The organism is Pseudovibrio sp. Tun.PSC04-5.I4 (assembly GCF_900104145.1).
Classification (GTDB): domain Bacteria; phylum Pseudomonadota; class Alphaproteobacteria; order Rhizobiales; family Stappiaceae; genus Pseudovibrio.
Window position 1 is genome coordinate 3785931 of record NZ_FNLB01000006.1, and the last position, 13336, is coordinate 3799266.

At 48.2% G+C, this 13336-nt stretch carries 8 protein-coding genes; 7 read left to right on the forward strand and 1 reads right to left on the reverse strand.

Annotated features, from left to right (window positions below; genetic code table 11):
• The 5 genes from BLS62_RS22890 to BLS62_RS22910 all read left to right on the forward strand — a co-directional run bounded on the left by BLS62_RS22890 (nt 1) and on the right by BLS62_RS22910 (nt 4816).
• The gene (locus BLS62_RS22890) at nt 1-1944 is read left to right on the forward strand and encodes a nitric oxide reductase activation protein NorD (RefSeq protein ID WP_200798563.1); all 1944 of its coding nucleotides are present in this window, start codon (nt 1-3) and stop codon (nt 1942-1944) included.
• A gap of 3 nt (nt 1945-1947) precedes the next feature.
• Nucleotides 1948-2139, forward strand: a complete 192-nt coding sequence (locus tag BLS62_RS22895; protein ID WP_093186650.1) for a hypothetical protein — start codon at nt 1948-1950, stop codon at nt 2137-2139.
• Nucleotides 2136-2384, forward strand: coding sequence for an NnrT protein (locus BLS62_RS22900; RefSeq protein WP_093186653.1), 249 nt, complete (start codon nt 2136-2138; stop codon nt 2382-2384). The genes BLS62_RS22895 and BLS62_RS22900 overlap by 4 nt, the downstream gene beginning before the upstream one ends.
• 151 nt (nt 2385-2535) lie before the next feature.
• Nucleotides 2536-3744 carry a carbohydrate porin gene (locus BLS62_RS22905; protein ID WP_208991043.1) on the forward strand — a complete coding sequence of 403 codons (1209 nt, stop codon included), beginning with the start codon at nt 2536-2538 and terminating at the stop codon, nt 3742-3744.
• Nucleotides 3745-4051: 307 nt separating this feature from the next.
• On the forward strand, nt 4052-4816 hold the full coding sequence (locus BLS62_RS22910; protein WP_093186656.1) for an SDR family NAD(P)-dependent oxidoreductase: 765 nt from the start codon (nt 4052-4054) through the stop codon (nt 4814-4816).
• Nucleotides 4817-4828: 12 nt separating this feature from the next.
• On the opposite strand, the gene BLS62_RS22915 is transcribed toward BLS62_RS22910, so the two are convergent.
• Complete coding sequence (locus BLS62_RS22915; RefSeq protein WP_093186660.1) at nt 4829-5407, reverse strand: hypothetical protein; 579 nt, start codon at nt 5405-5407, stop codon at nt 4829-4831.
• Nucleotides 5408-6442: 1035 nt separating this feature from the next.
• Between BLS62_RS22915 and BLS62_RS22920 the strand changes: the two genes are divergently transcribed.
• Together BLS62_RS22920 and BLS62_RS22925 are read left to right on the forward strand one after the other, a co-directional pair.
• The gene (locus tag BLS62_RS22920; protein ID WP_093186663.1) at nt 6443-11305 is read left to right on the forward strand and encodes a beta strand repeat-containing protein; all 4863 of its coding nucleotides are present in this window, start codon (nt 6443-6445) and stop codon (nt 11303-11305) included.
• A 77-nt stretch (nt 11306-11382) separates the two neighbouring features.
• Nucleotides 11383-13326 carry a hypothetical protein gene (locus BLS62_RS22925; RefSeq protein WP_093189462.1) on the forward strand — a complete coding sequence of 648 codons (1944 nt, stop codon included), beginning with the start codon at nt 11383-11385 and terminating at the stop codon, nt 13324-13326.
• Nucleotides 13327-13336 lie beyond the last annotated feature (10 nt).

Here is a 13336-nt window from a genome sequence, read left to right on the forward strand (position 1 = left end):
ATGAAAGAGCATTTGCTGGAGCTTTTGGAGCCTGAAGAAGCCGTCGGGAAACTGTGGCATGATTATGCTTCAAGTCTGGGTGCTCCAGTGCCCCATGGTGATATGGAGGTCGAGCTGGCGAAGCTTAGAACCTCCGTGCAAATGGTGTTTCGCGGATTAGGCGGAGATGCGAAAGTGGAGGTCACTGCGGCTCCTGCTACGGCTTCCTCCTACCGCATGCCTGTGAAACGTAAACTTGGGAACTTTGCAGAAACGGTCTTTCTGACAGAGTTCGATGGTGAGCGCTTAAGATTACCCCCGGTTCTTGGTGTGTTCCCAAGCGCGCAAATGAACCGGGTACATTATATTTGGCTCGCAGCTTTTGCTGCCAGTTGTGAGATTGATCACCTACCTGTTGATCCATTGCAGGCTGATGTGCTTGCGCTGGCAATGGCGAAACAAGCTATTGAGCGCGTTTGGAAAAACTGCAGTGGTTTGCATGAGTTCTTTCGGCAAGCCTGTGATTTCATTTTGCAAACCAGAAAACGCCCGAGCTTGCCTGAATGGGAAGCGGCGATTGAAGCCATCATACTGGAGTTGCTTGGTGGTCCTAAAGCGTCAACCAGCTCCAGCGCAGCAATTCGTGAGGCGATGGACAGCGTTGAGGGGCGTGAAAAACTCCTTGCTCCGCGTGGATATTGTACCTTTGCGCCAGTTCCGATTTGGATAGCCTGCGAGCAAGTGTCTGGAGAACGTGGTGAAGAGCGCTCTGACGAGCAAGCTCCGCCAACTCCACAAGGGGCGAACGTCAACTCCAAGCGTAAAGGCAAGCGCGAAAAGCGTGAGCAAGCTGATCGGACCGACAGTTTCATCGTACACCGGTTTGAGGCAATCCTTTCCTGGGTGGAAAGCATGAACCTCAATCGTGATGTTGATGATGATGATGAGAAAAATGCACAAAAAGCTGCTGATGATCAAGATTACATCAGCCTTTCCAAGAATAAGAAGAAAGCCGCGACGCGATTGCGTCTGCATTTGGATTTGTCTCCAGAAGATGCAGACCACGAACGGCTTTCTGACAAATACACGTATCCTGAATGGGACCACCGCAAACGCACGTACCTGGAAGACCATTGCCGTGTTCTGGAAAAGGATGCTGTGCCTGACTTTGATAGCGTGCTGTTGACCGATCCCTATCATAAGCGCCGCATCCGGCAGGTGAAACGCCAGTTTGAAGCCCTGCGTCCCAAGCGGATTATGCAATTGCGCCAGGCAGAAGGCGCAGAGCTGGATCTGGATGCTCTTGTTACGGCTCAGGTTGATTTGAAAGCGTCCGGCTATGCATCAGATCGGATTTTTCAGGATGCCCGTGCTGTTGAGCGTGATCTTTCCGTTGCCATGCTTTTGGACACATCCCGCTCTACGGAGAGTTCCGTTGGGAATTCCAGTGTGATTGAAATCGCCGGGGCAGCTCTTGCAGCCCTTGCGGGCGGTGTTGATGCCAGCGGCGATCATCTTGGAATCTGGGGGTTCTCGTCTTTGAAGAGGGACCGGGTCTTTGTGAATAAGGCCAAAGGCTTTCAGGACCCGATGAACAATGAAGTTATTGCGAAAATTGGGTCCCTGAAACCTTGTTATTACACCCGTTTGGGCGCTGCGATCCGACATACCACCGCTCAGCTTGCCTTGCAGCAAACACAACGCAAGCTGCTGATTGTATTAACGGACGGAAAGCCCAACGATCTTGATCATTACGAGGGCATTCACGGGATTGAAGACAGTCATATGGCTGTTCGTGAAGCGCGTAAATTGGGCATGAGCGTTCATGGTGTGATTGTTGATGAGGACGGGCAGGATTGGTTTGCTCGTATCTTCGGCAAAGGCGGTTTTACTTTGTTCCCGAATCCGGAGCGACTTACACGTGCGCTCCCAGATATCTATAGAAACCTGACAAAGGAGTATTAAATTATGAAGTTCCTCCATATTTTACTGGGCTTTATGGCAGGTTTGCTGCCTTTGTCCGCAATGGCTGCGCTTTCTGAATATCAACGTCCAGTGCCACAGCCGCAAAGTGCGACTGCTGAATTCTGGTTTCTTTTTGCAAGTATCACGCTGTTTGCTTCTCTTTATGCGGTGCATTGGATGGTTAATCGCAAATGAGCGAGGAAGATCACAGCAATCGCATCAGTGTGGTGAGGTTGGCGCTGTATCTCTACCCACTTGGTATCGGAGCAGTTGGCATTAACTTATTCTTCTTGTCGCTGATTTTTTCCTGGATAGGGTGGCCGGTTATGTCGCCTTACCTTGCTATGGCAGGTGGTGTTGTCCTTGGGTATCCGTTTGCCTATCCCTTTGCACGACACATTCGCTACCTCATGGATAAAGCGGATGGTTTGTTGGATTAGACGGCAAAAATAGTGTTGAATTTTGAAGCGCAGTTGTAAGAACTGCGCTTTTTTTGTGCGCAGAGTGATTTCATTGTCTGTGACTGATAGTTCTGCCAATTCAGCAGCAAAATTTATTATGCCAGCATGTGGTCAGTAGCTGGAGTTGTATGTGCGTTCCTTCCAGTTTTGTCTGGAGACATGGTTGTTGAACGCCTCTGCTAAACCCAACATGATTGCAAATATGCTGAGCATTGGTTTGTGGGCTGGTATTTTATTGCAATTAATGTGGATTGACGAAGCAGCTGCGCAAAGTTCGCGTTGGCCGCTGGATTGGGGGGATTGGCAAAAAGGATCCGGTGATTGGGGCGGGTATCGTACAAATTTTGAAAAGCAGGGTGTCGAATTTAATTTCAACTTCACCAGCGACGTTTTCGCAAATCCCAAAGGTGGGCGAGAACAGAGTGCTGCGTATGCAGGTAGGCTGGATGCCAGTGTTGATCTAAATCTGGAAAAGCTGTTGGGCTTTAATGGTGGGATCTTTAGTTTTGGCCTTGCTCAGGGCTCAGGGCAAAATCTTTCAGAAGAGGCAATCGGCAACATATTTGGTGTAGCTCAGGTTTTTGGCGGTGACATTTTGATTGTGTCAGAGCTCAAGTTATCTCAAACCCTCTGGGGAGATAGCATTAATTTTGAGATCGGTAGGTTGGCGGCGGCAGAAGCATTTGGTGGCAGTGAAGCCCTTCAATACTACGTCAACAATGGTACGAACGGGACACCTTCCCAGTTTTCGATCAACTTACCTTCCTATACATCATTCCCTTCCAATCAATGGGGAGTTTATGCTCGCTATGAGATGGGGACATCCTCCTATGTTTCGGCAGGGGCCTACAATGCTTCTCCGAATGCACAGATCGATGGAAATAGCGGGTTCAACTTCAGATTTAACCCGGACGATGGCATTTTGTATATGGGCCAAACCGGTTTCTTCGTGGGGCAAGAGGGAACCAACTCCGGTTTGCCGGGGAGTTATCAGCTGGGTGGGTTTTATGACAGTAGTGACTACAGGCCGTTTGTTGATCCCAGTTCCACAACTGCGGGCAACTGGGGGTTTTATGCGATTGCGGACCAGATGGTTTATCGCGAGAAGGAAGATCAGGGCCTGACCCTGTGGAGTGTGGTGATCGCTACTCCGCGTCAGAGCATCAACACGTTTCCATGGGCGTGGAATTCCGGGCTCTATTACAAAGGACTGCTCCCAAACCGGGATGACGATATAACTGCTGCTGCTGCGGTCTGGGGTCTCTTTAGCGAAGATCTGCCTGATCAAAGCTTTGAGCTGGTATTTGAGGTAAATCACAGATTTCAGTTTACACCCTGATTCTATGGAACAATGGATTTTCAGTACATCATCAATCCCAATGGGTTGCAGGATATTCCAAATGCTGTCGCGGTTGGAGCAGAATTTTCTATCGATTTCTGATAGCAATTTGAACAAATTTGGTTGGGCGTTGATGAATGAGTTAAGCCGGATCGAATTGATAGAACCTACCTTTTTTGAGGAGTCAGAAAGGTGGGTTTTTTATTGGCCAATGTCTGAAAGTACTCTCGTAAATGTCAGTGGCTTCCCTATTGGTTATGTGTTCTGATCTTCAGATGCGAATGTGAAAATTCTATGTGGGGGCAACATGGCTGAGCAAAGCAAATGCGTTTGGATAATCGGGGCGACTTCCGGAATAGGAGCTGAGCTGTGCAGACTCTATGCCGAGGATGGTTGGCAGGTGATTGCAAGTGGTCGGCGCGTTGAAAAGCTTGAAGGCTTGAAGACTGCACATGCTTCTGTGAGGGCGTTGCCACTTGATGTGACCAGTAATGACCAGATTGCTTTTGCTGTTGAGCAACTGCATGCTGATGGGTGTCTACCTGACCTCACTGTATATTGTGCAGGCGTCTTCCACGTGGGTGGGCTTTCAACTTTAACCAATGAGGTTTGCATGAATGCCATGGATACCAACTACTTTGGGGCGGTGCGTACCATTCATAATATGTTTCCGTTGTTGAAGGAGCGTGGTTCTGGGCAAGTCGCTATCATCTCATCGCTGAGTGGGTATGGCGGATTGCCGTATGCAGCCAGTTATGGTCCTACAAAGGCAGCACTAATCAACCTTTGTGAAGCGCTGAAGCCTAGTTTTGATAGGGCAAACCTTTCGCTTTCGGTCATCAATCCTGGATTTGTGAAAACCGCAATGACAGAAAACGGCAAACTTTCCATGCCGTTCATCATTACAGCTGAGCAGGCGGCGAAACGGATTAAAAGCGGGCTGCACAAAAAGAGGTTTGAGATTGCATTTCCATTCCCTCTGGTGGCCGGTCTCAAAATGCTAAAGCTCGTGCCGTACTGGGCCTATTTCCGGTTGGTTGGGTTGACCGTGAAAAAAGGCAGCTCCTCGTAATGTGGGTGGAACCTATGCGGGAAGGAGCGGGGCTGGTTCGTGATTTGACAGCACCTTTTGCAGATCTGGGAGAAAAGCCCAGATCTCGCGATTGAGCTTCACCAGTTTTTCGATGGCATTGCCCATTTGCGCTATTCTGGCGTCATCAAGTGGTTTCGTTTCGCCCAGCTGAATTTGACCGTTTTTCTTTTGAATCCGCATGGAATGGGTATGAGTGATCTCGCCCTGCTGGTTCTGCTTGAAAGTGGCGTGGCTGAACTCGTTGCGGAGCCGGGTGCTCTCGTTGAATATCCGCAGGATGCGTCTAAGTCGCTTCTGAAGATCTTCGTCTTTAAGCTTTGCATCGGCAAGGCGTTCAATCAGTTCCAGCCGTGCTCTTGTTGTGTTCAATGTTCCAAAAACGAGCGTGGCTGTAAGCTCGTCTGATCCCATCAGGTGCTGAAGAATGTAGATGAACATGCTCTCATTGTTGGACCAGCTGTAGTTGATATTTCCAATGAGAGCGAACAGGAGATTTCTTCGACCTGCTTTGTTTGGGGCAATTCTATCCAGCTCATCAAAGTCCGGTGAATGAGGAACCTGTTCTTCCATAGTGCTTACCCACCTTTGAACACTTTAAGAGCAACCTACAGCATGGTCTTTCTAAGGCTAGGGTAGCAAACGTGTTGGGCATTTAATAGGCATTGAGGTAATTGTGCGTCGAATTTGTTTTAGTTTGCGAAGTGATTGAAGCTAGGAGAAATGCGTCTCTTCTATTTGGTTAGGTATATATTGTAGTATCTATAAATATTACTCAAATTATCTGTGAAGAAAATATTCAGTAAGTTGTTTTGTTTTTTGCAGAATATGAGTTTACAGGACCTGATTTCTGTTGGCTTGGAATTAACGCACAATTTTGTTTTCCGAAACAAGTAGATCCTTTGAACCGCCTTTGGAGGGGGGGGTGTTATGACAGAATATTTCATCAATTTCAGAAATGTCAGTTATTGATCAACTGAGTGCTTGGTTTGAATGACGAGCTCATTATTGATACAATTTGGCACTACCCTGTGAGAGCTAGCCAATTATTATTCAGTAGTATTTAAAACGCCAATTTGCAAATATTAACGTTAACTATTTATTAATTCATCAAAATATTATAGATGTATATGCCTATTATATTCTAGTAAATTGTTCATTTCAACCAGTTATTACTCATAGTTGTTCTGATGAATCTCCATGTTATAGCTCGCGTTACTTGTATGAGGGTGATTTTTGCTTTTCCCTTAATAGAAGTTAGCTTGAAGGAGTACCGTCAATTCGTCTTAGCGTCAGCTATTAGCTCGTATTTGGTACGGGAATCCTGAGTTACAGTCCATTTTGTCGGTCTTTTGTTTTCTGAAGCCGTAATGCCTGTTTATCGCGCAAATTCTTCGTTTGTGCGTCTTGGACTCTTGCGCCTAATTTTGGGGTTCCCTCTTGAATACGTGCGATGCGCTTGGGTCTTCCTAGGAAGCTCAGTTAGTTCGGAAAGACAGCTCTCAAATATCGGAATGAACTTTTTCAATCCTCAGGAGAGCCTGCGGCAACTTGCTGACGTAGATGATCGGCTTTTTGTAGGCAGTTCTCTAAATTTTTGGAGACCGCATGTCTAATTATAATCCCAGCAGTTTTGGCACAGATACAAGTATCGTCGGGCAACAAGATAATGATCTCGTTGAGGAGGATCGCATTGAGCACAATGGTGTTAGCAGTGCTGACGTTCTCAATAATGATAGCTTGGAGCAAACAGTCGAGGTGAACCAAGATGCGGCTGTTGATGCAATAGCCGAAGCTGGAAATGGTATTGACGATATCAATGGAGCGCTTGCTGTTGGTGATGACCTTACAATTGATGCGAGTTCATCTGCGTCAGCCAACGGACAAGGTGTTGCCCTTGCATTTGACCAGGGCCTTGCGACGGGTGCGAACCAACAGAGCAATGATGTTTCCGGTGGTGTGACAGGTGGAAATTTTGATGCCTCCTCCATTGGAGGAGATGGTTCCGGTATCAATGCTCATCAAACGGGAGTAGGTGGTTTTGGAAACGATACGGATACTCTTGTTGACGTGACCCAATCCAATATCGCTACTGATATTGACAGTCTTGAAAATGTGACAGTCACAAATATTGGGAGTGTTACTCAGGACGTCGACGTTACAGCTGGCGATGCCGATTCCGGCAACGGCATAGTCTCTGGCCTCCCAATTGGCGCTGGAGGAGCTGGTGGAAGTGTTGGTGATGACGAGAACATTAGCGGTTCAACTGCTGCACAAGCGGATGCTGTTGGTTTAGCGAGAAGCTTTAATCAAACACTTCAGACCGGCAACAATATGCAAGGCAATAGCGTTGACTTGTCGATCACTGGTTCAGATGTGGATGCCTCTGGCGCTGGCGGATCTGGTGCAGCTGCTGTCGTCGGCGGAGCAGACTTCACTTCCGGGAACTCTGACACCAATACCCTAAGCACTGTAGAGCAGTCGAATGTGCTGAATGATGGTGTTTCCAGCAGCTTTGGTGGCGGTAATACTGATGGCGCGATTGATACTCCCGAAGTTGCTAACTTTGGTGGTGTGGAGCAGGAAGTAACCGCAAATGCTGGTGATGCGGAAAGTCAGGATGGGATTTCCTCTGCGACCCACATTGGGACTTCTGGCCTCGTTTCTGGTGACGGTAATGTTGCGGGCAGTTCAGCTGCGTCTGCGTCTGCCAGTGCTGTTGGTGTTAGTTTTCAGCAAGATATAACAGTTGGCAGCAATGTGCAGTCGAATGCAGCGAGCCTTGATATTACTGGCACGGGCGTCGGTCAGGCTACTTCTGGTGAAGATGGGGCCACTGCCAGTGTTCAGGTGGGAGTTGGAATTGGTCCGTTTTTGCCTGAATCTGAAACTGATAGTACGGCAGATTTTGACCAGACTAACACTGCGTATGACCGCGATGCTGTTCTGAAACCAGATGTCGCCAATCAAGGGGACCTAACCCAAACTATTAGCGCACTCGGCGATACTGCGACGGCTGGTGATGGCATCGAAATGACCGGAGGAGCTCTTGGAGCGACTGACGTTCTTGATGACAGTTCCGTAACTGGCTCTACGTTTGCCAAGGCAGACGCATTGGGTGTCGCTGCCGGTTTTGAGCAGAACATAACAACTGGTGGTAATGCGCAAGGCAATGCTTCGGAACTAAATATTACGGGTGCAAATCAGGTCACTGCATCCGCGGGTGAAGACGGTGCAATTGCCACTCTGGATGCGAGTGCTGATACCTCGGTACCGTTTGCAAGCGGTGACCACTTAACCGACACCAATACTGAGAGTAATCAGAGCAATCGGCTTGGTGATAGAGACACTGTACGTGATGCAGATGTGCGAAACCACAATGATAGCACTCAGGAAGTTACCGCGGATGGTGGCAGAGCCGAAGCTGGAGATGGCATTTACTTAGATTCAGGCTCTTCCGGGACAGTTGGCAGCAACTATGAGCTTGGTGGTAGCGCAGACGTTTCTGCAGATGCACAAGGCGTTGCTCAGTCCTTCAACCAGTCACTGACAACGGGGGCAAACTCACAGGGTAACTCTGCAGAGGTCTCCGTGACGGGTGCGGAAATGACAGCAGCTGTCGCTGGTGAGGATAATGCAGGTGACCCGCTCAGCGTGAGTTTGATGGGCGGCAATGGTGATGTTGATACCAATTCGGACGTCTCTTATTCTCAAGAAAATGAGATGTTTGAAGGGGATCGGTTGCTCAACCCTGCTGTTGTCAATCGTGGCGGAACTGAGGCCGAGCAGACTGTAACAGTTGTTGGTGGTGATGCGACTGCAGGCGATGGAATTGAGGCACTTGGTGGAAATCTTGGTCCTTTAACAGTAGGTGACGATAGTTCAATTTCTGGCAGTACATCCGCTAGTGCAGATGGTATGGGTGCTGCGAACGCCTTCAGCCAGACACAGAAGACTGGTGGAAACGCTCAATCCAACGCTGTTGATGTTGAAATTGCTGGCGGGAATAAAGCCCTTGCTGTGGCGGGTGAAAGCGGAGCATCAACTGGATCTACTGCCGGAACGTCTGCGGACCACGAAACCACAACGGTTTCCCTTGGCGAGCAAAACAACCTGTTGGGTGACGTAGACAGCATCCGTCAAGCAAAAGTTACCAATAACGGCGACAGTTCTCAAAATGTGGACGTCGATGGAGGAACTGCCAGTGCAGGTGCTGGTATCATTCAGTCAGGTAGCAGCTCTGGTGAAATTGGTGGAAATGAGAGTATTTCCGGTTCAAGCTCTGCGTCTGCAGACGCAACCGCCGTTGCACAATCCTTCACTCAGACGCAGCTCACTGGTGGAAACGTACAAACGAACTCCGCCGCTGTTTCGGTGACGGGTGCCGATGTTAATATTGCATCTGCTGGTGAACACAATGCGGCAGTAGATGGTGTTTGGGCTGGAACGACGAACACCAATAGCCTTTCAGGCGGATTACAGTCCAACACAGCCTATGATAACGATACTCTCCGGAATTCTGATGTTAGAAATAATGATGTTTCCAAACAGGATGTAACTGCCGAAGGTGGTAGTGCAACTGCTGGAGATGGCATTGCATCCATTTTTGCAGGTCAGGTTGGTGCTGATGGAGGACCTGGTGTTGCGGAAGACAGCAGCATTAGTGGTCTTTCAAACGCTGGTGCGGATGCAGCAGCAGCTTCCTCCTCTTTTGAGCAAGTTATCAGCTCAGGCAGCAACGGGCAGGGCAACTTTTACGATACCAATATCGTGGGAGCTAACTCTGGAACCGCTGTTTCTGGTGAGAATAATGCTGAGCTTGGGCAATTTGGTCAAGCAGTTGCAGCTGGTCAGTCTGATACAGACACTGCTGCTGGAGCGTGGCAAGAAAACCTACTTGGTGATCAGGATACTCTGCTTGATGCGGATGTCATTAACAACGGTGAAGTTGAACAGATCGTTACGGCCACAGGTGGCACAGCAACATCTGGAGCCGGCATAAGTGTTGATGATGCCGCTGGTGATGTTGGCACCTCGCATGTTGGGGATGACAGTTCAATCACCGGAATTACCAATGCCAGTGCTGATGCTTCGGCGTCTGCATCTGCCATGAACCAGAAACTGTATTCTGGTGGGAATGTACAGAGCAATGACGTTAATCTGAGTGTGACTGGTGGGAGCAGTAATGTTCAATCTGCTGGTGAAGACTCTGATGTGGTGTTCGCATCTGTAACTGGTTCTGGTCCTTCGGGAAATGGCGGCATTGACTCTACAAACTCGCTGCTTGGTGGGTATCAGAGCAACACCATTTATGATGGCGATACCATTACAGATGCTGATGTAGTGAACAATACTGATGACGTTTATCAGGAAGTCACTGCAACAGGCGGCACTGCAAATGCTGGTTATGATGGTGGGGGCCATACTGGCGGGATTGACGGAGCTGATCTGAACGGTGCTGGTGATGTTGGTGACAACGCCTCTGTAACCGGAAAGGCTTTGTCGTCTGCTGACGCAACAGCCGAAGCCTCCGTTTTCAATCAGGTGATCTCCACTGGTGGCAACACTCAGGTTAACAGTGCCGATGTTGAGATTGTTGGAGACAACAAGAACGTCATCTCTGTTGGCGATGACAGCAGCAATACAGCTACGAATTCCATCCGTACTGGTACAGTTGCCGGCAACGCTGATAGCCTCGCTTTGTTCTCACAAACCAATACTGCCGGTGACGTTGATCTCATTAATCAAGCTGATGTCGAGAACTTTGGCGACTTTGAGCAAACCGTCTCTGCTTATGGTGGAGAAGCAAACTCAGGTGATGGTATTGCTGATCATTCAGGCAATAGCTCCAGTGTTGGTGGCGATGTTGGTGATGATTATACAGTCACCGCTGAAGTTGTAGCATCTGCGGATGCCACGGCGACAGCGTCGGCCTTTAATCAGAACCTGTATTCAGGTGGTAACAAGCAGGTCAACTCTACTGAGCTGGATGTAACTGGCCAAAACGATACTTTTCTCTTTACGGGAGAAGATGATGGTCTTGGTGCGCTGGATATTACTCCCACAGGTACACCTGATCCAATAAGCGGTGGTCCTTTTGGTGTCCTGGACGCTAACGGAACCGACACCATTTATGGGGTGGAGCAAGCTAACGCATTGTATGATCAGGATACGATCACAAATGTGGGAGTGCATAACCAGGGTGAGTTCACTCAAACCGTAACCGCAGAAGGTGGCGAATCCTTTGCGGGTGACGGCATCTATGATGCAGAAAACATTTACGACTTCGGCACAGGTGATGATTACAGCGTGACAGCTTCTACAGCTGCGACTGCTGATGCGCTGGGTGTGGCAAATGCCTTCAACCAGACAATCGTTATGGGTGCGAACGTTCAAGCCAATGCGGTTGATGTCAACGTCGTCGGTGGTTCTTCCACGGTCAATGTTGTTGGTGAAGACGACCTCGCATAACGCTTCCAAACAAGACCTGCGCGGAGAGTTTCGCGTAGGTCGTTTTATATATCCACATGACATTGCTAGGATATTTCATGCTTTCGCAGGCTATAAATGAGTTGAGCTGGCATTTCCTCGGTTACATGAAGTTAATCGAGGCCCTTGCTACTGCTGAACAGAGCTACGATGAAGCCTGGTTTGCTAAAGACACGATCGTGATTACGCCGATTGAAGTGGTTTACTCACGAGCTGCCGCTGCTGATTTGCCCTATGAAAAATTCTATAATCTCCCTTCTTTGTTACCCGAGTTGGGAGTGTCACACTTACCTAGCCTTCCATACTCAATTGAAGCGTTTCTCAATGCGCCAGATTTTGCACTCCCGCCCGATCTATCTCTGTTTAATGACGCAGGCGGACCGGAAAATGTGCAAGGTGGAGATCTCTCGCTATCTCTGGACTTCACATATTCAATTACGCTCACCTACCAAGATATTTTTGCTCCCAACATGGAGATAAGGCTTTCGCAGGCGAATGCTTTGACAGATGATGACTTGCTTCTTTCGAAGAGTGAGTTTGGTGACAGTATCCCAGAGAGCGTCGCTGATGCGCTGCTGGATCAACTTCTTGAAGTTGCGAATGACATCAATCTTGAGCTTCTGGATCAGGTGTTTGAGGGTGATGCCCAAAGTGCTGCGGATGCAATTGGAGAAGAGCTGGTTCAACGCTTTGAGGATGACGCTCCCAATCCATCCTTCACGCTCGGTGAGAATATTGGAGAGCTGCCTGAAAAAAAGGTTGATGACGACAGTTCTGAAGAAGATGAGCCTACATCTGACAGCAGTTATGTAACCACGGGTGATAATGAGGCGGTCAACGTCGCTTCCATTGTTGATCTGAGTGAGTTGCAATGCTCGACTGTGGTAATGGGCGACTACTACGCCACAAATTCGATTATTCAAACCAACCTCTATTATGGCCCAACTGATCAACCTTCTGAGGTTGCGACAGGGCAGGGATTGGCTGAGACCATTGTTTATAATGATGCGGACGTTACCACTGAGGGTGAGTACCTCATCTCTTCCAATATCACCTCTGACAATCCTGATTATTCCTTTAGCGTGGATGTGGTGAACGGCAATTTTTATGATCTCAATATTATTAGCCAGCAGAACTATCTTTCAGATAATGACAGTGTTTCCTACGAGTTAAACAGCAATGGCTACTATGTGGGAACGGGTGATAATACACAGGTCAACGCCGCTCAAACTATTGATAGCATTCAGAATTATGATGTCATTGTGGTTTTAGGAAATTATTATGACATCAACTACATCAGTCAGAAAAACATTCTGCTGGATTCCGATTTTGTTTATGCCACGGGTGCCCCTATTGATGCTATCGGCCAGCATAATATCTTGACCAATGAAGGCACCATCAAGAACATTGGTGGTGGTTCATTGATGAAGCCTATGACCTCCGAGGTTAACGGGTTGGTCGATGCAATGGGCGATAGAGATAGCGAGTATGAATACACTGCCTCGTCAGCCTCTGACGGCCTACCAATTCTTCCAAGTACTGATCTGAAAGTCCTCTACATTACTGGTGATTATTACCAGATCAACGCTATTGAGCAGCTGAATATTCTCTCCGATGCTGATTACGTAAAAATCCTTGAAGATCAAGGGAGTGACGGTACGGTCACTCAGGTCATAAATGGTGAGGAAGTTGACGTTGATGGCAATGGATATTTGGACACATCCAGCAACAAAACGGCCAATGAAGCAACAATCATTGATTACGACAGTCAGTCAGGTTTTCAATATCTGGATGGTGCGTACTCGGAGGAAGACATCGTGATCAAGGTCAATGTTGTTATCTCTGATGAAGACGATCTTGAAACAGCTTTGAATGGCAATACGGATTTTGTCACTGAAATTGTAGCATTTACCGGCGGTGATAGTGCTGTCGATGCCGATATTACTCCTGCATTTATTCCGTATGCGGGAGAAACGGACATGTTCTCCGACATAATTACTTAATAGAGGTTTA

Excerpts from the sequence above, each read along its gene's own strand:
- BLS62_RS22890 (WP_200798563.1), top strand. The coding sequence starts at position 1 with ATGAAAGAGCATTTGCTGGAGCTTTTGGAGCCTGAAGAAGCCGTCGGG.
- BLS62_RS22925 (WP_093189462.1), top strand. The coding sequence starts at position 11,383 with ATGCTTTCGCAGGCTATAAATGAGTTGAGCTGGCATTTCCTCGGTTAC.
- BLS62_RS22895 (WP_093186650.1), top strand. The coding sequence starts at position 1,948 with ATGAAGTTCCTCCATATTTTACTGGGCTTTATGGCAGGTTTGCTGCCT.
- BLS62_RS22910 (WP_093186656.1), top strand. The coding sequence starts at position 4,052 with ATGGCTGAGCAAAGCAAATGCGTTTGGATAATCGGGGCGACTTCCGGA.
- BLS62_RS22915 (WP_093186660.1), bottom strand. The coding sequence starts at position 5,407 with ATGGAAGAACAGGTTCCTCATTCACCGGACTTTGATGAGCTGGATAGA.
- BLS62_RS22920 (WP_093186663.1), top strand. The coding sequence starts at position 6,443 with ATGTCTAATTATAATCCCAGCAGTTTTGGCACAGATACAAGTATCGTC.
- BLS62_RS22900 (WP_093186653.1), top strand. The coding sequence starts at position 2,136 with ATGAGCGAGGAAGATCACAGCAATCGCATCAGTGTGGTGAGGTTGGCG.